This window comes from Halomonas sp. CKK8 (assembly GCF_029625235.1).
Classification (GTDB): domain Bacteria; phylum Pseudomonadota; class Gammaproteobacteria; order Pseudomonadales; family Halomonadaceae; genus Halomonas; species Halomonas ventosae.
The window spans coordinates 1042640-1060943 of the sequence record NZ_CP121193.1; the positions used below are offsets into that span (position 1 = coordinate 1042640).

General features: G+C 68.8%; 18 protein-coding genes. 15 read left to right on the top strand and 3 right to left on the bottom strand.

All coding sequences use genetic code 11. The annotated features are described in order from the left end of the window. Positions 1-37: 37 nt before the first annotated feature. From yegS to P8934_RS04920, 5 genes are all read left to right on the top strand, one after another. On the top strand, positions 38-940 hold the full coding sequence (yegS, locus tag P8934_RS04900; RefSeq protein WP_278033198.1) for a lipid kinase YegS: 903 nt from the start codon (positions 38-40) through the stop codon (positions 938-940). A gap of 242 nt (positions 941-1182) precedes the next feature. After that, the gene (locus P8934_RS04905; RefSeq protein WP_278033199.1) at positions 1183-1779 is read left to right on the top strand and encodes a LemA family protein; all 597 of its coding nucleotides are present in this window, start codon (positions 1183-1185) and stop codon (positions 1777-1779) included. Positions 1780-1789: 10 nt separating this feature from the next. Further along, positions 1790-3709: a M48 family metallopeptidase gene (locus P8934_RS04910; RefSeq protein WP_278033200.1), complete on the top strand. Its 1920-nt coding sequence runs from the start codon at positions 1790-1792 to the stop codon at positions 3707-3709. A gap of 40 nt (positions 3710-3749) precedes the next feature. Continuing rightward, positions 3750-4178, top strand: coding sequence for a VOC family protein (locus P8934_RS04915; protein ID WP_106229930.1), 429 nt, complete (start codon positions 3750-3752; stop codon positions 4176-4178). Positions 4179-4248: 70 nt separating this feature from the next. Continuing rightward, positions 4249-4977, top strand: a complete 729-nt coding sequence (locus P8934_RS04920) for a hypothetical protein (RefSeq protein WP_278033201.1) — start codon at positions 4249-4251, stop codon at positions 4975-4977. Positions 4978-5085: 108 nt separating this feature from the next. On the opposite strand, the gene P8934_RS04925 is transcribed toward P8934_RS04920, so the two are convergent. Next, entirely contained in the window at positions 5086-5292 is a 207-nt protein-coding gene (locus tag P8934_RS04925; RefSeq protein ID WP_040187864.1) for a cold-shock protein, read from the bottom strand. Between the two features lie 302 nt (positions 5293-5594). Between P8934_RS04925 and P8934_RS04930 the strand changes: the two genes are divergently transcribed. Both P8934_RS04930 and P8934_RS04935 read left to right on the top strand, forming a co-directional pair. Further along, on the top strand, positions 5595-6020 hold the full coding sequence (locus P8934_RS04930) for a TM2 domain-containing protein (protein WP_278033202.1): 426 nt from the start codon (positions 5595-5597) through the stop codon (positions 6018-6020). Between the two features lie 35 nt (positions 6021-6055). After that, positions 6056-6700 carry a LysE family translocator gene (locus tag P8934_RS04935; RefSeq protein ID WP_278033203.1) on the top strand — a complete coding sequence of 215 codons (645 nt, stop codon included), beginning with the start codon at positions 6056-6058 and terminating at the stop codon, positions 6698-6700. A 70-nt stretch (positions 6701-6770) separates the two neighbouring features. Here the strand turns inward: P8934_RS04935 and P8934_RS04940 are convergent, their stop codons facing one another. Continuing rightward, positions 6771-8711 (bottom strand): transglycosylase SLT domain-containing protein, encoded by a 1941-nt coding sequence (locus tag P8934_RS04940; RefSeq protein WP_278033204.1) that lies wholly within the window; start codon positions 8709-8711, stop codon positions 6771-6773. Between the two features lie 160 nt (positions 8712-8871). Between P8934_RS04940 and P8934_RS04945 the strand changes: the two genes are divergently transcribed. The 8 genes from P8934_RS04945 to sixA all read left to right on the top strand — a co-directional run bounded on the left by P8934_RS04945 (position 8872) and on the right by sixA (position 17202). After that, positions 8872-9228 (top strand): DUF1232 domain-containing protein, encoded by a 357-nt coding sequence (locus P8934_RS04945; protein ID WP_278033205.1) that lies wholly within the window; start codon positions 8872-8874, stop codon positions 9226-9228. A 48-nt stretch (positions 9229-9276) separates the two neighbouring features. Further along, the gene (locus tag P8934_RS04950; protein ID WP_278033206.1) at positions 9277-9774 is read left to right on the top strand and encodes a PaaI family thioesterase; all 498 of its coding nucleotides are present in this window, start codon (positions 9277-9279) and stop codon (positions 9772-9774) included. Then, a complete protein-coding gene (locus P8934_RS04955; protein ID WP_278033207.1) occupies positions 9767-10237 on the top strand; it encodes a PaaI family thioesterase in 471 nt (156 codons plus the stop codon). The genes P8934_RS04950 and P8934_RS04955 overlap by 8 nt, the downstream gene beginning before the upstream one ends. Before the next feature lie 87 nt (positions 10238-10324). Further along, positions 10325-12229: a molecular chaperone HtpG gene (htpG, locus tag P8934_RS04960; RefSeq protein ID WP_278033208.1), complete on the top strand. Its 1905-nt coding sequence runs from the start codon at positions 10325-10327 to the stop codon at positions 12227-12229. Positions 12230-12512: 283 nt separating this feature from the next. Beyond that, positions 12513-14084, top strand: coding sequence for a Re/Si-specific NAD(P)(+) transhydrogenase subunit alpha (locus tag P8934_RS04965; RefSeq protein WP_278033209.1), 1572 nt, complete (start codon positions 12513-12515; stop codon positions 14082-14084). A gap of 16 nt (positions 14085-14100) precedes the next feature. Next, positions 14101-15543: an NAD(P)(+) transhydrogenase (Re/Si-specific) subunit beta gene (locus P8934_RS04970; RefSeq protein WP_278033210.1), complete on the top strand. Its 1443-nt coding sequence runs from the start codon at positions 14101-14103 to the stop codon at positions 15541-15543. A gap of 116 nt (positions 15544-15659) precedes the next feature. Then, positions 15660-16727 carry an NAD(P)H-dependent glycerol-3-phosphate dehydrogenase gene (locus P8934_RS04975; RefSeq protein ID WP_278033211.1) on the top strand — a complete coding sequence of 356 codons (1068 nt, stop codon included), beginning with the start codon at positions 15660-15662 and terminating at the stop codon, positions 16725-16727. Further along, positions 16720-17202 (top strand): phosphohistidine phosphatase SixA, encoded by a 483-nt coding sequence (sixA, locus tag P8934_RS04980; protein WP_278033212.1) that lies wholly within the window; start codon positions 16720-16722, stop codon positions 17200-17202. Before P8934_RS04975 ends, sixA begins: the two co-directional genes overlap by 8 nt. On the opposite strand, the gene P8934_RS04985 is transcribed toward sixA, so the two are convergent. Further along, positions 17199-18146, bottom strand: a complete 948-nt coding sequence (locus tag P8934_RS04985) for an AEC family transporter (RefSeq protein ID WP_278033213.1) — start codon at positions 18144-18146, stop codon at positions 17199-17201. The two genes, sixA and P8934_RS04985, sit on opposite strands and share 4 nt — an antisense overlap. Positions 18147-18304 lie beyond the last annotated feature (158 nt).

Genomic DNA, 18304 nt, shown 5'->3' on the forward strand with positions numbered 1-18304 from the left:
ATGATTAGGATGGACGCAGCAGGCGAGAGGAACGCGAATGCCCAGGCTGATTATCAATGGCAAGTCGGCGCAGCTGCCGGCGGTGAGGGAGGCGGTCTTCGCCCGCCGCGAGGCGGGGGACGACCTCGAGGTCAGGGTCACCTGGGAGCAGGGCGATGCCGTCCGCCTGGCAGAGCAGGCCGGGCGCGACGGGGTGGAGCGGGTGGTCGCCGGTGGGGGTGACGGCACGCTCAACGAGGTGGTCAACGGCCTGATGCGTCTGTCGCCCGAGCAGCGCCCCGGTCTGGGGATTCTGCCCCTGGGCAGCGCCAACGACCTGGCCACCTCGCTGGGTCTGCCGCTGGACGCCGAGCCCGCCCTGGCCTCGGCCCTGCACCTTCCCCTGCGGCGCACCGACGTGCCGCGACTGGACGACTGGCACTTCCTCAACATGGCCACCTGTGGCTTCGGTGCCGAGATCACCTCCTCCACCCCCAAGACCCTCAAGCGCCTGCTCGGTGGCGGCGCCTACTCGCTGATCGGTGCGGTGAAGGCCTGGGACTACCGGCTCTATCCCGGGGTGTTGCGCTGGGAGGGCGGTGAGCGCCGCGCCGAGGTCTTCATGCTGGCCATCGGCAACGGTCGCCAGTCGGGCGGTGGCCAGGCCCTGACGCCCGACGCCTCGCTGGACGACGGCCTGCTCGACGTGCTGCTGCTGCATGATGTCGCCTCCCTGGCACGGCTGCGCGCCATGCGCCGCGAGCTGGCGGCTCGCCCCGGTCGGGGCCGCTACGTCGATGCCTTCCGTACCGAGGGCCTCACCTTCGAGGCAGAGGAGGCACTGCCGGTGACCCTGGATGGCGAGCCGCTGCATCGACGGGGATTCCGGGTGGCCATCAGCCCCGGGGCGCTGGCGCTGGCGGCCCCCCCGGAGTGCCCGCTCTTCTCGCGCCCGCCGTGAGGCAGTATCCCGCGGTCAGGCCTGCGCCCTGGCTGAACACTGCCTGCGCTTGCCCCTACGGCGTTAACCATCGACTCGTGCGCGAGTCCGATCACGGTACTCATTACCACCACCCAGGCGCGGTCCTTTGCTGTTTTCTGCCTTGCCGGGTCATCGCTCGACGACATGTCGGGCAAGGCTTAAGGTTAACGGCAACCGTCCCCTGGCGGCCCCTACCTCTGTCGACAAGGAACCACGACACCATGGACCTCTCGCTGATCATTCCCGTCGTGCTGCTGGGCGCCCTGCTGGTCTACGGGGTGGCCATCTACAACCGGCTGGTGACGCTGAAGAATCGCTACCAGAATGCCTTCGCCCAGATCGAGGTGCAGCTCAAGCGTCGCCACGACCTGATCCCCAACCTGGTGGAGACCGCGCGGGCCTACATGAGCCACGAGCGCGAGACCCTGCAGGCGGTGACCGAGGCGCGCAACGCCGCCGAGGTCGGCCTGCAGCACGCGTCGGCGCGGCCCGGCGAACCCGGCGCCATGGCCGAGCTGGCCGGCGCCGAGGGCGCCCTGGGCGCCGCCCTGGGGCGCCTCAACGTGGTGATGGAGGCCTACCCGGATCTGAAGGCCTCCGACAACATGCGCCAGCTCTCCGAGACCCTTACCAGCACCGAGAATCGGGTGGCCTTCGCCCGCCAGGCCTTCAACGATGCAGTGATGCAGTACAACGCCTATCGGCAGAGCTTCCCCCCGGTGCTGCTGGCCGGCTCCTTCGGCCACAAGCAGGATGCGGCTCTGCTGGAGTTCGCCGACAGCGCCGAGATCCAGTCGGCGCCCCGGGTGAGCTTCTGAGCCGGCCCCCGTGGATTTCTTCACGGCCCAGGATCGCGCCCGGCGGCTGACCGGGCGGCTGGTCCTGCTGCTGGTGCTGGCGGTGGTGGCGCTGATCGTCGTCACCTCCGTGGTGGTGGCCCTCGCGGTAGTGCTGCTCGACGGCGCTCCCTTCGCCGGCGACCCCCTGGCGCGTGCCCTGCAGCCGCGGCTGCTCGTCGGGGTGGCGACGGCGGTGATCCTGGTGGTGGGGCTGGGGAGCCTCGTCCGCCACCTGCAGCTGCGGGCCGGGGGCAGTGCGGTGGCCGAGGCCCTGGGCGGCCGACCGCTCAATCTGGAGACCCGCGATGCGGACGAGCGCCGGCTGCTCAATGTGGTGGAGGAGATGGCCATCGCCTCCGGCATGCCGGTCCCGCTGGTCTATGTGCTGGAGGACCAGGCTATCAACGCCTTCGCGGCCGGGCACGAGCTCGACGACGTGGCCATCGGGGTCACCCGCGGCGCCATCGAGGCCCTCGACCGCGACCAGCTGCAGGGAGTGATCGCCCATGAGTTCAGCCATATCCTCCACGGCGACATGCGGCTCAACCTGCGACTGGTGGCGCTGCTCCACGGCATCCTGGTGATCGGCCTGATCGGTCGCATGCTGCTGCATGCCTCGGGCAGCGGTCGCCGGCTGCGCTCGCGGCGGGGCAGGGGGCATGCCGCGTTGCTGGGGCTGGGGGCGGCGCTGATGGTGGTCGGCTATGCCGGCACCCTGTGCGGCAACCTGATCAAGGCCGCGGTGAGTCGCCAGCGCGAATTCCTGGCCGATGCCAGCGCCGTGCAGTTCACCCGCAACCCCGAGGGCATCGGTGGGGCGCTGAAGGTGCTGGCCGCCCATCGCCTCGGCTCGCGCCTGCTCGCCACCCATGCCGCGGAGTTCAGCCACCTCTTCTTCGGCAGCGGCGTGCGCTCCCTGTCGCGCCTGACCGCCACCCACCCCCCGGTGGAGGCGCGGATTCGCCGGGTGCTGCCCCGCTGGGACGGCAGCCTGCCGCCGGCCCCGGCGATCCGCTCGCCACGACCCCGGCAGGCCAGTGCCTCGCCTTCCGGCGGCGCGCGAGGTGCCGAAACCCTGGCCTCGGGGGCGCTGGCCGCCGCGGTGGTGGCAAGCGTGGGTCGGCCGAGCGCCGAGGATATCGCCCGCGCCCGCCGTCGCCTCGGCGAGATCGACGAGCGCCTGTTCGAGGCCGCCCATGAGCCCTTCGCCGCCCGGGCACTGGTCTACGGGATCCTGATGGGCGCCGACCCGCATAGCCGCCAGGCGCAGCGCGAGGCCCTGGCCGGCCAGGCGCTGCCCGAGGTGCTCAGCGAGCTCGATGCCCTCGACGTCCCGCTGTCGGGGCTGGCGCCCGGCCAGCGCCTGCCGCTGATCGAGCTGGCCCTCCCGGCGCTGCGCCAGCTTTCCGCGGCCCAGCATGCCCGCTTCCAGGCCTGCCTGCGCCGGCTGATGGCGCTGGAGCTGCATGCCGGTGCCCTGCAGTGGGCCCTGCACCGGCTGGTGGTCCAGGGCATCCAGGGGGAGCGGCGGGCCCGTCGCGACCGGCACCTGGCGGACCTGGCCGGGCCGCTGTCGCTGCTGCTCTCGACACTGGCACGGGCCGGCCAGCAGCACGCGGGGCAGGCGCGGGTCGCCGTCGAGCGACTCGCCTCGGTGCTGGGCGTGTCCCTGGACTTCGTCGCTGAGCCGGCCCTAGCCTCCGACCTCGACTGGGCCATGGCGCGACTGGCGCGACTGGTTCAGGCCGAGCGGGGGCCCCTGCTGGCGGCCATGAGCTGCTGCGTGGAGCATGATGGCCGGATCGACCCCGAGGAGGCGGAACTGTTGAGCGCCGTGGCCTGGACCCTGGGGTGCCCGCTGCCCTCAACCGAGCGCACGGCTGGCCAGGTGGACGCCGGAACGGCATGATGAAGGAATCATAACCCGTCACCAGCCGGAGGACTCCGTGATGCTCACTCCCTTCCACCTGGCCGTTCAGGTCCGCGACCTGGCCGAGGCACGCCGCTTCTACGGGGAACTGCTGGGCTGCCCGGAAGGGCGCTCCAGCGATGCCTGGGTCGACTTCAACCTCTATGGCCACCAGTTCGTCTGTCACCTGAACCCTGCCCTGGGGGAGAAGGGGGTCGACGACCACCGCAACCCGGTAGACGGTCATGGCGTGCCGGTGCCGCACTTCGGGGTGGTGCTGGAGATGGCCGACTGGGAGGCCCTGGTAGACCGCCTCACCTCGGCGGGCGTGCGCTTCGAGATCGAGCCCTATATCCGCTTCCGTGGCGAGCCCGGCGAGCAGGCCACCATGTTCTTCCGTGACCCCAGTGGCAATGCCATCGAGTTCAAGGCATTTCGCGACATCGCCGGCCAGCTGTTTGCCACCTGAGGTGGCACGCCGCCTTGCGAGAGCGGGGGCGCTCTGGTGCAATGTCGTCCCTTTCGTCAGGAGCAAGAGAATGGCAATGAAACCCTGGATGCCGCTGGTCGCGGTCATGGCGCTGGCCATCGGGCTCGCCGGCTGCGGCAACGGTGACGACGAGCCTGCTCCGGCCGAGGTCGAGGAGACGCAGGAAGGGGCCACTGAATCGCTCGACGAGACGGATCAGCAGCCGGCCTCCGACGAGGCCCCCGCGGAGAGCCAAGCCGCCGTGCCTGACGAGGCAGCCGTCGGTGCCGAAGAGGAGCTCGACGGCGAGGGGCAGGTCGATCTTGAAGGCGAGGGCGAGGTCGACGCCGAGGCCGAGACCCTGGGTGCAACACCGGACGATACCCTGGACGAGGACGAAGCCCTGCCCGGCGAGACGACCCGCTCCGATGTCGATGCGATCATCGAGGAGACGGAGCGGCGCTTCGAGGAGGCCAGCCGCCAGATCGACGAGCAGTTCGAGAGTGCCGAGCAGGAGCCCATCGAGCTCGGGCCCATGGAGTCGTCTCCCGCGTTCGAGTCCGACATCGGCCTGGACGCGTCGCCGGGCAGCGACCTGTACGAGCAGCAGGCGTTACCCGGGGAGAGCACCAGCTCGGACATCGAGGCGATCCTCGAGGAGACCGAGAAGCGCTTCGAGGAGGCCAGCCGAAAGATCGACGAGCAGTTCGAGGAGGCGGAGCGCCGGCCCCCGGGAAGCTCGTCGGAGCTCGATGCGCTCGAGCTCGAGGATAGCGATGGTGCCGGCACCGGCGATTGACGCCTCGTCCCTCGAGGCCCGGAACGAAAAAGGCCCACCGTGAGGTGGGCCCTTCCCTGTGGCGACCGGGCGGCAGGGCCGTCCGGTTGCCTCCGGCTCGACCGAGGATCAGTCGGCGGCGCGGATGTTGGAGGCCTGAAGGCCTTTCTTGCCCTGGGTCACCTCGAAGGTGACCTTCTGGCCGTCCTGCAGGGACTTGAAGCCTTCAGCCTGAATCTCGGAGAAGTGAGCGAACAGGTCATCACCGCCGTCGTCCGGAGAGATGAAGCCGTAGCCCTTGGTGTCGTTGAACCACTTGACAGTGCCAGTTGCCATCGTCGATTTCCTTAACTAACTAAATAATGGTGCTGGGCCGGGCAGGGAGTGTCCTCGCCGCAGACCCGTAATGCGTGGGCAAGGCAAGAAGGAAGTGCGCACCGGGTGCAACGAACGAATCGAAGTACAACTGACGACTTTTCTGCTTGCTGACCAACGCAGCGGATAGTGCAACAGCGCCAGGGTTGCGTCAACACGGTGGCACAGGGAGACTGGCGCTGCGCCCGCAAGATCACTGTAGATGCAAAGCCTGTGAGCGTCCAGCCTCCATCCCGACCGTTTCACCCATGGAAGAGCGCCCCATGACCCATACCCGAATCGCCTCCCGGGACACGCACAGCAAGCTGATCGGCTACCTGCTATGGCTGTTCGGTTTCCTCGGTGCCCACCGTTTCTACTATGGCAAGCCGGTGACCGGCACCATCTGGTTCTTCACCCTGGGGTTGCTGGGGGTCGGCTGGCTGATCGACCTCTTCCTGATTCCGTCCATGGATCGCCAGGCGGACCTGCGCTTCCAGGCCGGTCCCATCAGCTACTCCCTGGCCTGGCTGCTGCTCACCTTCCTGGGGGTGTTCGGCATCCATCGCTTCTACCTCGGCAAGTGGCTGACCGGGCTCCTCTACCTGCTGACCTTCGGGCTCTTCGGCCTTGGCGTGCTCTACGACTTCTGGACCCTCAACGACCAGATCTCCGTGCGCCATGCCCGTCGCGGCATCTTCAACGGCTGACGGCGATGCCTGTCCACTGACGGCTGAGGACGACCATGTTCTTCGATGCACAATTCTGGCCCTTCCTGGTGGCTATCACCCTGCTGAGCATGAGCCCGGGGGTCGACACCCTGCTGGTGATCCGCAATACCGCCCGGGGCGGCTGGCGCGACGGCGTGGTGACTAGCCTGGCCATCTGCTGCGGGCTCTTCGTTCATGCGGCGGTCTCGGCCCTGGGTATCTCGCTGATCCTGCTGCAGTCGGCCTGGGCCTTCGGCCTGCTCAAGCTGGCCGGTGCCGCCTACCTGGTGTGGCTGGGGGTCAACAGCCTGCGCTCGGCCCGGCGAGGCCAGGGGCTTCCCGTGGGCGGCGTGCAGGCCGACCGCCAGGCCGTATCGCTGTGTCGCCCGCTGCGCGAGGGGCTGCTCTCCAACGTGCTCAACCCCAAGACGGTGGTCTTTTACATGGCCTTCCTGCCCCAGTTCATCGCGCCGGGCGATCCGGCCCTGGCCAAGTCGCTGTGGCTGGCCGGGGTGCACTTCGTGGTCGCCAACCTATGGCAGGTCGCCATCGTGGTGATGGTGGGCAGCGCGGGTCGCTGGCTGGCGAGCCCGGCGTTCTCCCGCTGGCTCAATGGCATCACCGGCGCGGTGCTGGTGGGCTTCGGGGTCAAGCTGGCCCTGACGCGCCAGCCGGGCTGAGGCCGAGTGCCGAAACGCGAGCGGCCCCGGCATTGCCGGGGCCGCTCGCGCTGGGAGCGCCGCGGGTGGCTCAGTTGCTGGCCAGCAGCGAGCGGTCGTAGCGCACCGTCTTCTCCGTCGGGCTCAGCATCGAGACGCCCTCGCTCTCACCGCCCCTGGAGAGGCTCTCGAAGATCACCCGATAGGCGAGCACGGCCTGCACGTAGTTACGGGTCTCGCGGAAGGGGATGCTCTCGACGAAGAGGTCGAACTCTTCCGGCGCGTCGCGCAGCCAGCGGTCGACCCGGCCGGGGCCGGCATTGTAGGCCGCCGCGGCGGCGAGGCGGTTGCCGCTGTAGCGATCGATCAGCTCGCCCAGGTAGGTGCTGCCCAGGCGGATGTTCACCTCGGGCTCGAGGACACCGTAGGGGCCGGGGTCACCGATCCCCAGGCGCCGGCCGAGCTGGGCCGCGGTGGCCGGCATCAGCTGCATCAGGCCGCGGGCACCCGCAGGGGAGAGGGCCACGGGATTGTAGGCGCTCTCCCGCCGGGCGATGCCCATCAGCAGGTAGGGGTCGACCCCGGCCACGCCGCCCCAGTGCAGGAAGTCATCGCGATAGGCCTCGGGGAAGCGCCAGGCCAGGGCGTCCCACATCTGGCCGACGATGGTGGTCTGCACCAGCTCGGGTAGCCAGCCCCGCTGCGCCGCATAGTCGGCCAGGGCCCGGGCCTGCTCGGGGGTGCCGCGGGCCACGGCCCGGTACCATTCGCTGTTGGCAAGGCCAGGCTCGTCGATCCGGCGAAGCGCCTCGGTGCGCCGGACCGCCGGCCACTCGGCGACTTCCCGGCGGGTAGCCGCGTCGAGGGTGTTGCGCTCCAGGTTGAGCGCGTAGGGGCGGCCAAGGCGGTCGGCGGCGGCAAAGCCGAAGAAGTTTCGCTCATCGGCCGCCGCGGCATAGGCCTCTTCCGCGGTGGCGCTGTCGCCCTGCTGCTCCAGGGCGCGGCCCAGCCAGTACTGCCAGCGGGCCTCCCGGCGGGTCTCGTCGGGCATGCGATGTACCCAGTCGATGACCCCCGGCCAGTCCCGCTCGGCCAGGGCCCTGCGCACGCGAAGCTCCAGCAGCTCGGCATCGCCGAGGCGTGCCACGACCTCGTCGCGCCAGCCACCGTGCTGGTCGACCTCGCGCACCATCGCGTAGAAGGCCAGGTCACGCTCGATGGCGTCAAGGTGGCGTGCCTCCAGCGAGAGGTGGGGGGAGACCTTGCGCCAGGCCTCCAGGGCCGCCTCGGTGTCGGCGCGGGTGAAGCCATGCATGGCCGCGGCGAACAGCGGTCCGCTGCCCCGGCAGCCCGGTCCCGCACAGGCCGGGACCTCGGTCACGGCCGCGTAGTCCTTGCGCAGCCGGTCGAGGCTGGCCCTGGCGGATTGCCAGTCGGTGCTCAGCTGCCGGCCCAGGTAGTTCATCAGCCCGCTCTCGCCGGCCTGCCAGGCGAGCATCATGCGCTCCCAGATATGCGCCTGGCCGATCTCGCCCCGGGCCCGCAGGGTGTCGAAGAGGGTGTCGCAGGCATCCGGCTGGGAGCGACCGACGAGCCAGAGCTCGCGACCGCCCCGGGCGGCGTCCTGTGGCGCACGATCGAGCAGGGCGGTGTAGTAGTAGCACTGGCGGGCGGTGCCCTCGGGCACGCCGTCGGCGACCGCCAGCAGGCTGGCCGGGCGCCCGGCGTGGCCGTACCTGGCGATCGCCTGGCCGCGCATCCAGTCGCTGAGCGGGGAGTCCTCGTGGCGCTCGATGAAGGCCAGTACCCGGTCGGGATCCACCTCCGGCAGGCGCTGGCGCAGCCGATGGTAGTCGACATAGCCGACGAGGACATGATCCTCGATGGCGCCCCGGTCGACCTTCTCCCACTGGGCATTGCGGGCGGCCTCGAGGGCCTCGCGCATGGCGCGGTCATCGGCCTGTCCGGTCAGGGGCAAGACGCACAGGGTGGCGGCGATCAGGGCCTTGCAGCGGCCGAATGACGGGGGCATAGCGTGACCTCATTGTGGTTCGCGGTCGTCAGCCTGCCATGGTGGCCGATGGCAGGGCGATTGAGTAGTGTCGCCGTTGCCCGACAGGCAGCGGCTGTCCGTGAGGGAGGGGATATCCTATCGTGTAGCGGTATTCCCGCCTGTCGGCAAGGAGATCGAGATGGCCAGATTGCGTGGCGGCTTCCTGGTGGCGCGGCTGAGGCGTCGCGCCCACGTGCTGGGCCATATCGGCCGAGCCCTGCGACTGTTCCTGCCCATGACCCGCGACGTGCTGCTGGGACGCTTCCGTCCGGTGCCGTGGGGCGCCTTCCTGTGGATGCTGGCGGCCCTGGCGTACCTGGTCTCGCCGCTTGACCTGATTCCCGACATGCTCGTGCTGCTGGGGCTGGTGGACGATGCGGTGATCGTCGGCTGGCTGCTGACCCGGGTCGACCGACGCCTGGCGGGCTATCGTGCCTGGCGGGAGGGCGGGTCAGCCTCCGGCGAAGGTCGAGGCGACGAGACGCCGCGGCCTTGATACGATCGTTTGAAATCTTCGTTCCCTGCTGCCGCCTGCGAGGCCCGGATGACCCATGGCCAGATCCCGAGCGACGCCGACTGGCGTCGCGCCCTGACGCGTTTCGTCACGGTGATCCCCCACACCCGAGAACTGGGCCTCGAGGTGCTCGAGGTCACCCCCGAGTCGACCACCATGCGCCTGCCCTGGTGCGACGGCCTTCTCGGCGACAGCGCCCGGGGGCTGGTGCACGGCGGAGTGATGACCATGCTGCTGGATACCGTCTGCGGCTCGGCGGTATTGCCGGCCCTGCCGGCCCCGGAGGTCTGCCCGACCCTGGACCTGCGCGTCGACCACTTCCGGCCGGCAGTGGCGGGGCAGGCCATCCTCGCCGAGGCGCGCGTGGTCCGGGTCACCGCGTCGGTGGTCTTCACCGAGGGCACCCTGTGGCAGGAGGCGGGGCGGCCGCTGGCCCGGGGCATCGGCAACTTCGTGCGGCTGGGGCCACGCAATACGCCCGAGGGCTTCGCCGAGGCACTCTTCGCGGGGGAAGGCGACCATGCGTGAGGGCTTCGACAATGTCGAGTGGCTGACGAGGACCCGCGCCGAGGGCGATGTCGAGGCCTGGCTGGCCCTGATCCCCTATGCCCGGCGCATCGGCGTCTCGGCGCTCCCGGACCCGCAGGGCGAGGGCCTGCTGTTCCGCCTCGACCCCCGCGAGGGCAATGTCGGCAACGTGCTGCTGCCGGCGCTGCATGGCGGCGTGGTGGCCGCCTTCATGGAGACCGCGGCGACCCTGGACCTGATGCTCGCCACCCGTGCGCCGCGCCTGCCGCGCATCGTCGACGTCTCCATCGACTACCTGCGCACCGCGCGGGTGGTGCCGACCCTGGCCCGCTGCAGCCTGCTGCGCGAGGGGCGGCGCATGGGCAACGTGCAGGTCTGTGCCTGGCAGGAAAGCGAGGCGGTCCCCGTGGCCACCGCGCGGCTGCACTTCGTGCTCGGTGATCCCGCCAGGGCCGGCGCTTGAAAAACCCCGCCCGGGCCCCATATCGACGACAGTTGTGAACCGGTGGTTCCTGCCACCATGGCATGTCGAAAGAGGGGTCCAAGCCACATGACCACAGCCACGCATGAGGAAACCCTCGGCTTCCAGACCGAGGTCAAGCAGCTGCTGCACCTGATGATCCACTCCCTGTACTCCAACCGGGAGATCTTCCTGCGCGAGCTGATTTCCAATGGTGCCGATGCCTGCGACAAGCTGCGCTATGCGGCGCTGGATAACGACGCGCTCTACGAGGGCGACAGCGAGCTGCGCATCGAGATCGATCACGACGCCGAGGCGGGCACCGTGACCGTGCGCGACAACGGCATCGGCATGAGCCGCGACGAGGTGATCGAGAACCTGGGCACTATCGCGCGCTCCGGCACCGCCGAGTTCCTCAAGCAGCTCTCCGGCGAGCAGCAGAAGGATGCTCGGCTGATCGGCCAGTTCGGGGTCGGCTTCTACTCCGGCTTCATCGTCGCCGACGACATCACCGTGCGCACCCGCAAGGCGGGCAGCGACAAGGCCGCAGGCGTCGAATGGCACTCGAAAGGCGAGGGCGAGTTCACCGTCGCCGATATCGAGCGCGAGGCCCACGGCACCGAGATCGTGCTGCACCTCAAGGAGGATGCCCGGGAATTCGCCGACGACTTCCGCCTGAAGAGCCTGGTGCGCAAGTATTCCGACCATATCGAGGTGCCGGTGCGCATGCCGAAGGTCGAGACGGCCCGCGACGAGGACGGCAACGAGATCGAGGGCAGCGAGACCACCACCTGGGAGACCGTCAACGAGGCCACCGCGCTGTGGGTGCGCCCCAAGAGCGAGATCTCCGACGACGAGTACAAGGCCTTCTACAAGCATGTGGCCCACGACTTCAGCGATCCGCTGACCTGGAGCCACAACAAGGTCGAGGGCAAGCTCGAGTATACCAGCCTGCTCTACGTGCCGGGCCGCGCGCCCTTCGACCTCTACGAGCGCGACGGCGCGCGGGGCGTGAAGCTCTACGTGCAGCGCGTCTTCATCATGGACGACGCCGAGCAGTTCCTGCCGCTCTACCTGCGCTTCATCAAGGGGGTGCTGGACACTCGCGACCTGTCGCTCAACGTCTCCCGCGAGCTGCTGCAGCAGGACCCCAAGGTCGACAAGATCAAGTCCGCCCTGACCAAGCGTGCGCTGGACATGCTCAAGAAGCTGGCCAAGGACAAGGAGGCCTACCAGACCTTCTGGAACACCTTCGGCAGCGTGCTCAAGGAAGGGCCTGCGGAGGACTTCGCCAACCGCGAGAAGATCGCCGGCCTGCTGCGCTTCTCCTCTACCCACACCGACAGCGCCACCCAGGACCAGTCGCTGGCCGACTACGTCTCGCGCATGAAGGAGGGGCAGGAGAAGATCTACTACATCGTCGCCGACGGCTTCAATGCGGCCAAGTCGAGCCCCCATCTGGAGATCTTTCGCAAGAAGGGCATCGAGGTACTGCTGCTGCACGACCGCATCGACGAGTGGCTGATGAGCCATCTCGACGAGTTCGAGGGCAAGCGCTTCGTCGACGTGGCCAAGGGCGAACTCGATCTCGGCGACGTCGAGGACGAGGAGGAGAAGAAGGCCCAGGAAGAGACCGCCAAGGCCAAGGAGGAGCTGGTCAAGCGCGTCAAGGCGGCGCTGGGTGACGAGGTCCAGGAGGTCAAGGTGACCCATCGCCTGACCGACTCGCCGGCCTGCGTGGTGCTGCCCGAGCACGAGATGGGCTTCCAGATGCGCCGCATCATGGAGGCCGCCGGCCAGCCGATGCCGGAGGTCAAGCCGATCCTCGAGCTCAACCCCGAGCATGCCCTGGTGGCGCGCCTCGAGGGCGTCGAGGGCGAGGGCTTCGAGGACCTGGCGCGCATCCTGCTCGACCAGGCGATCATCGCCGAGGGCGGCCACCTCGACGATCCCGCCGCATACGTCAAGCGACTCAATGCGTTGCTGAGCGCCTGACAGCGCACGCCACTGACCGTTACGACGCCACCTTCGGGTGGCGTCTTTGTGTCGGTTGCCGTGGCAGCCAGGCGGCAACGGGCACGATTCAGCAAGCGGCCTGTTGCGCTGCGGAAAGATTCTTTTCGGGGATATCAGGACCTTGCTTCGTGCTGCGATGCAGCAAAAAACCTGGGCCCGGGACTTGTGCCGAGGGGCCGCAAAAGGTAACACTGATGGGATTGATTAAAACCACACTCTGACAAGCAATCGTAACAAACGTTGGCCACATGGGGGATCCATTGTGAAGATAGGCGCACCGAAGGAGACTGCCCGGGGGGAAGCGCGTGTCGCGCTCACCCCCGAGAGCGCGAAGCAGATCCAGAAGCTGGGACATGAATGCCTGATCGAGGCCGGGGCCGGGGTGGCCGCGGGCTTCAACGATGAGGCCTACCGCGAGGCCGGGGTCAGCGTCGTCGACGGGACCGAGGCGCTCTGGCATGAGGCCGAGGTGGTCATCAAGGTCCGCGAGCCCTCCGAGGAGGAGGCCCGTCGGCTGCGCGAGGGGCAGACCCTGATCGCCTTCTTCTGGCCGGCCCAGAACGAGGCGCTGCTCGAGCTGTGCAAGGCCCAGGGCGCTACCGTGATCGCCATGGACATGGTGCCGCGCATCTCGCGGGCGCAGAAGATGGACGCGCTCTCGTCGATGGCCAATATCGCCGGCTACCGGGCGGTGATCGAGGCGGGCAACAACTTCGGGCGCTTCTTCACCGGCCAGGTGACTGCCGCGGGCAAGGTGCCGCCGGCCAAGGTGCTGGTGATCGGCGCAGGCGTGGCGGGCCTCTCCGCCATCGGCACCGCCACCAGCCTGGGGGCCGTGGTGCGCGCCTTTGACGTGCGCCCCGAGGTGGCCGAGCAGATCGAGTCCATGGGGGCCGAGTTCCTGTTCCTCGACTTCGACGAGAGCCAGGACGGCTCCGAGAGCGGCGGTTATGCCGCGCCCTCCAGCCCCGAGTTCCGCGAGAAGCAGCTCGAGTGCTTCCGCGAGCAGGCCCCGGACGTCGACATCGTGATCACCACGGCGCTGATCCCCGGCAAGCCGGCGCCCAAGCTGTGGCTGGAGGACATGGTCGAGGCCATGAAGCCGGGCTCGGTGATTGTCGACCTGGCAGCCGAGAAGGGCGGCAACTGCGACCTGACCAAGCCCGACGAGAAGGTGGTGACCGACAACGGCGTGACGGTCGTCGGCTACACCGACTTCCCCTCGCGCATGGCCACCCAGGCCTCGCTGCTCTATTCCACCAACATCCGTCACATGCTCACCGACCTCACGCCCGAGAAGGACGGCAAGGTCGTGCATGACATGGAAGACGACGTGATCCGCGGCGCCACGGTGACCCACCAGGGCGAGGTCACCTTCCCGCCGCCGCCGCCCAAGGTGAAGGCCATCGCCGCGGCCAAGCCCAAGCCCAAGGAGAAGGAGCCGACGCCGGAGGAGAAGAAGGCCACCGAGCTTGCCGCCTTCAAGGCGCAGACCAAGCGCCAGGTGACCCTGCTCGCCGTGGGCGGCGCGCTGATGCTGCTGCTCGGCCAGGTGGCCCCGGCCTCCTTCATGCAGCACTTCATCGTCTTCGTGCTGGCCTGCTTCGTCGGCTTCCAGGTGATCTGGGGCGTCAGCCACTCGCTGCATACGCCGCTGATGGCGGTGACCAACGCGATCTCCGGCATCATCATCCTCGGGGCGATCCTGCAGATCGGTTCCGGCAGCGTCGTGGTCGGCGTGCTCGCGGCGATCTCGGTGCTGATCGCGTCCATCAATATCGTGGGTGGCTTCCTGGTGACACGCCGGATGCTGGCCATGTTCCAGAAATCCTGAGCGGCGGAGACACGACATGTTGGGTCAAGGATTCGTATCTGCCGCGGCGATCGCGGCAAGTGTATTGTTCATCCTCTCGCTGGGGGGGCTGAGCAACCAGGAGAAGGCCAAGCGGGCCGTCTGGTACGGCATCGTCGGCATGGCCGTGGCGGTGTTCTTCACCGCCTTCGGGCCGGGCATCGGCGGCTACTGGTGGATGATCCCGATGATGATCATCGGGGCGGGCGTCGGCGTCTACGTGGCCGGCAAGGTCGACATGACCGAGATGCCGCAGCTGGTCGCGGCGCTGCACAGCTTCGTCGGCCTGGCCGCGGTCTTCGTGGCCTGGAGCGCGGACCTGGAGCGGCGCCGGGTGATGGCGGCGAGGGCCGCGGAGGCCTCCATGGAGGAGTTCTCGGCCTTTGCCGCCCTGGTGGCCACCAAGGCCCCGGACGAGCTGATGTTCCTGCAGGTCGAGGTGGTGCTGGGCATCTTCATCGGCGCGGTGACCTTCACCGGCTCGGTGATCGCCTTCGGCAAGCTGGCCGGCAAGGTCGACGGCAAGCCCAGGCAGCTCCCCGGCGGCCACATGCTCAACGCCGGTGCGGCGGCCCTGTCGCTGCTGCTGGCTATCCTCTACCTCAACGGGGCCGGCTTCTGGACCCTGCTGGTGCTGGCGGCGCTGGCCTTCTTCATCGGCTACCATCTGATCATGGGCATCGGCGGCGCCGACATGCCGGTGGTGGTGTCGATGCTCAACAGCTACTCCGGCTGGGCCGCGGCGGCCATCGGCTTCACGCTCTCCAACGACCTGCTGATCGTCACCGGTGCCCTGGTGGGCTCCTCCGGTGCCATCCTGTCGTACATCATGTGCAAGGCGATGAACCGCAACTTCATCAACGTCATCCTCGGCGGCTTCGGCGGCAGCCAGGGGCCGGCAGCGGAGATCGAAGGCGAGCAGGTATCCATCGACGCCGGCGGCGTGGCCAGCGCCCTCAACGATGCCGACAGCGTGATCATCGTGCCGGGCTACGGCATGGCGGTGGCCCAGGCCCAGAATGCTGTCAGTGAGCTGACGCGCAAGCTGCGCGCCGCCGGCAAGAACGTGCGCTTCGGCATCCACCCGGTGGCGGGTCGCCTGCCGGGGCACATGAACGTGCTGCTCGCCGAGGCCAAGGTGCCCTACGACATCGTGCTGGAGATGGACGAGATCAATGACGACTTCCCGAGCACCGACGTGGTGATCGTCATCGGCTCCAACGACATCGTCAACCCGGCCGCCCAGGAAGATCCCAACAGCCCCATCGCCGGCATGCCGGTGCTCAAGGTCTGGGAGTCCAAGCAGGTGTTCGTCTGCAAGCGCGGCCAGGGGACCGGCTACTCCGGCATCGAGAACCCGCTGTTCTTCAAGGAGAATACGCGGATGTTCTACGGCGATGCCAGGTCGAGCATCGACTCGCTGCTGCACCTGATCGACTGACCCTGTCGCGCCCGGGCCGGCAAGCCGGCCCGGGCTTCTCCCTACCCTTGATACGTCCCTTCGCGGGGCGTTTTTTCGTTACACTCCCCTCATCCCTCCAACTTCCCGGGGCAACCATGTCAGACCAACCCATGCGCGTGGCGGTGCTCGGCGGCGGCAGCTTCGGCACCGCCCTGGCCAGCATCGCTGCCGACAACGGCGCCGAGGTGCGCCAGTGGCTGCGCGATCCCGACCTGGCGGCACAGATCACTCGCGAGCACCGTAACGGCCGCTACCTGCCGGGCTTCACCATCAATGCCGCGGTGGTGGCCTCCACCGAGATGGCCGAGGTCCTCGAGGGCGCCGAGCTGGTGTTGGTGGCCATTCCCTCCAAGGCCTTCCGCGAGGTGGTGCGCCAGGCACGGCCCTTCCTGAACGAGGCGCAGATCCTGGTCAGTACCACCAAGGGCATCCAGGAGGAGGGCTTCAAGCTGATGAGCCAGATCCTCGAGGAGGAAACCGGCTTTCCGCATATCGGCGTGATCTCGGGACCGAACCTGGCCTCGGAGATCGCCGACCGGCAGCTCACCGCGACGGTGATCGCCAGCGACGACCCGGAGACCCGCACCCGCGTGCAGAGCGCGCTGGGCTGCGACTACTTCCGGGTCTATGCCAGCAACGACCGCTATGGCGTGGAACTCGGCGGGGCGCTGAAGAACATCTACGCCATCGCCGCCGGCATGGCGGCGGCACTGGGCATGGGCGAGAACACGCGCAGCATGCTGATGACCCGCGCACTGGCCGAGATGAGCCGCTTCGCCGTCGACCAGGGGGCCAACCCCATGACCTTCCTGGGACTCGCCGGGGTGGGCGATTTGATCGTCACCTGCTCCTCGGCGCTGTCACGCAACTATCGCGTGGGACAGGCCCTGGGCGAGGGCAAGACCCTGGACGAGGCGGTCCAGGCCCTGGGCCAGGTCGCCGAGGGGGTCAACACCGTGCGCCTGGTGCGCGACAAGGCCCACGAGGACGGCGTCTACATGCCGCTCGCCGAGGGCCTCTACCAGGTGCTGTTCAAGGGCGTGCCCGCCCGGGACATGGCGCGGCTGCTGATGCTCGGCGAGCAGAGCAGCGACGTGGAGTTCGTGCTCCCCCGCAAGGACGTGCAGCAGGATCGTCGCGATGGGGGCGAGCGCCATGGCTGAGCGGCTGCTGATCATGCGACACGGCGAGGCCGCGGCGGGCCGTCCCGACGCCGAGCGCGAGCTGACACCGCACGGCGTGGAAGAGGCGCGGCGCATGGGCCGCTGGCTCGCCGCCCGCGAGGACCTGGACCTCCCGCGCCTGCGCCTGCTGGCCAGTCCCTACGTGCGGGCCCGACAGACGGCAGCATGGATCGCCGAGCCCCTGGGCCTCGAGGTGGAGCCGCTGCCGCTCATCACCCCCGACGATCCTCCCGAGGCGGTGGTGGAGTGGCTGCTCGGCGAGCCCGATGACCGGCCACTGATGCTGGTCAGCCACATGCCGCTGGTCGCCGCCCTCACCGGCCTGCTGGTGGAAGGGCGAGGGGATCGTGGTCCCGGCTTCCCCACGGCCGCCGTGGCGGAGCTCGAGGCGGAGATACGGGCCGCCGGCTGTGCGCGGCTCGCACGGTTCACGGCCCCCGTCGACCTGAACTAGATCAGTCCGGCCACCTGCAGGCCGAAGGCGCCCAGGGTGATGGTCACGCTGGCCATCAGCGTGGTCAGGGCGATGATGTTGGCGGTGAGTGCGGCATTGCCGCCCATCGCCTTGGCCATCACGAAGGCCGCAGCGGCGGTGGGACTGGCGAAGAACAGGAACATCACCCCGAGCTCGCGGCCCTCGAAGCCGACGCCCCAGGCGGCACCGGTGGCCAGGGCCGGGAGGGTGACCATCTTCATCAGGCTGGCGCTGATCGCCAACCGGCCCGAGTCGCGGATCTCGCCAAGCGACAGGGTGGCGCCGATGCAGATCAGGGCCAGCGGCAGGGTCAGCGAGGCGAAGTAGTCGCCGGAGGTCATCAGCCAGTCGGGCAGGGGCAACCCCACCGCGGCCACGGGGACGGCGGCGACCACCGCGAGGATCAGCGGGTTGGTGGCGATATGGCCGAGGATGCTGCGCCAGTCGGTGTGGCGGCCCTCCCGGTAGTGGGCCAGGGCGATCACCGAGAAGGCGTTGTAGGTGAGGATCACCACTCCCAGCAGCAGGCCACCGGCGGACAGCCCATAGTCCCCGTACATGCCGGCGGCCAGTGCCAGGCCGACGATGCCGCAGTTGCCGCGAAAGGCGCCCTGGACATAGACGCCGCGCTCCTCTCGGGGCACGCGCAGGACCGCCCAGCCCCAGCTGAACAGGAAGCCGCCCAGGGTCGCCAGGGCAAAGGTGCCCAGCAGTGCCGGGTTGAGGGTGGCCGCCAGGTCGGCACGTATGATGCTGAGAAAGATAAGCGTCGGCAGGGTGGCCTTGAAGACCAGCATCGAGGCGGTGGCGACGAAGGCCTGGTCGATCCAGCCGGCGCGCTTCAGGCCGAGACCGATGAACACCATGGCGAAGACCGGTAGGGTGATCTCCAGGGTCCGCAGGAAGAGGGTCGAGAGCTCCATGGGCCTGGGCTAGCGCGTCAGCCAGAAGCCGACGACGATAGCGGCCACCACGGTCATCAGGAACACGCGATTGCGGGTGCGGGTATCACGGACGGGCTTGCGGGGGTCTTCCACGAAGGGCTCCTGTCGATTGGCCTGTCGCCGCCGGGCGACTTGGC